Source organism: Pseudomonas meliae (assembly GCF_001400515.1).
Taxonomy (GTDB): domain Bacteria; phylum Pseudomonadota; class Gammaproteobacteria; order Pseudomonadales; family Pseudomonadaceae; genus Aquipseudomonas; species Aquipseudomonas amygdali.
Window position 1 is genome coordinate 1 of record NZ_LJQT01000443.1, and the last position, 1,014, is coordinate 1,014.

Here is a 1,014-nt window from a genome sequence, read left to right on the forward strand (position 1 = left end):
TTTACAGTGGCGGTGACAAGCATTCGCATATCTGTGATGTTACCACTGCCGACAACGTAATACGCAGTGCTGTAGAACTGGCATGGGACGAAGCTAAACAACACTTCGTTCTTGTTGTTCTGGATGCTGATACAAGAGAAGTCCTATATGACTGCGAGAGTGAAGAAGAACGGCACAAAACGCTTGAACAGTATCTCTGGTTTTTGCGCTGCCACAAGGTAATTCTTCCAGGAGAAATGATAATGGCCGTCGCTGCTGGTGCGTTCGGTGAAGGCGAAGGCATAAATGAAACGAGAGTGTGGCCGTAGCCACTTACGAACAAGGAACCTTCGGGTTCCTTTTTTTTGCTGAAATTTGCCTGTTGCATAGATTTACGAATGGTTTATTCTATCAGGGTCAGCGATAAGAGCGCACGGCTGACTGAAATGCTCTACCACTAAACGATAGGAGTTCCTTCATGGAAAACCAAGCTATTCAATTCGACTCTGTTGGTACAACCTTTCAGGCGACTGAATACAATGAAGCATGGTCTGTAATGGATGAGGATACTTACCGCCGTGAGATTTGCGAGCGGTTGGATATCGACTACGAAGACATACAGATTGATTCAGACGGCATACCGTTCTAAATCCATTAACCGTTAAGGATTCACTATGTTTATCAAAATTGCGTTAGTGTTCCACGTGATCTTTCTCGTCATTGGATTTAAGTTTGATGACGGTGTACTGATCGGTGTTGGATCTTTCGGAATTGTAGCTGCGATTGTAACCATTGTATTGGAATCGTGGCCTCAGAAGAATGTTATGAACTAGCACTGCTAGATTCAACGTTAATGAAAGGAACCTTCGGGTTCCTTTCTTTTTGCCTGTAGTTTGTTCTTCGCCTCTGGCAGGCAGGGATGCTCCCTGCACGGCAGATCAGAGCAACACCAAGGGCCAGCCCTTGTAATCCCGCTGGGGTCGCCCAGGCCTCGGGTGCGCGGGGTGATGAAGCTACCCCACACACTCCGGCCAA

Annotated in this window: 2 protein-coding genes; both read left to right on the forward strand. The window is 46.9% G+C overall.

The annotated features are described in order from the left end of the window. A partial coding sequence (locus ALO64_RS25615) for a hypothetical protein (RefSeq protein WP_162232079.1) occupies positions 1 to 308 on the forward strand: 308 nt, incomplete at its 5' end. A 149-nt stretch (positions 309 to 457) separates the two neighbouring features. Then, complete coding sequence (locus tag ALO64_RS25375) at positions 458 to 628, forward strand: hypothetical protein (protein WP_019740245.1); 171 nt, start codon at positions 458 to 460, stop codon at positions 626 to 628. Positions 629 to 1,014 lie beyond the last annotated feature (386 nt).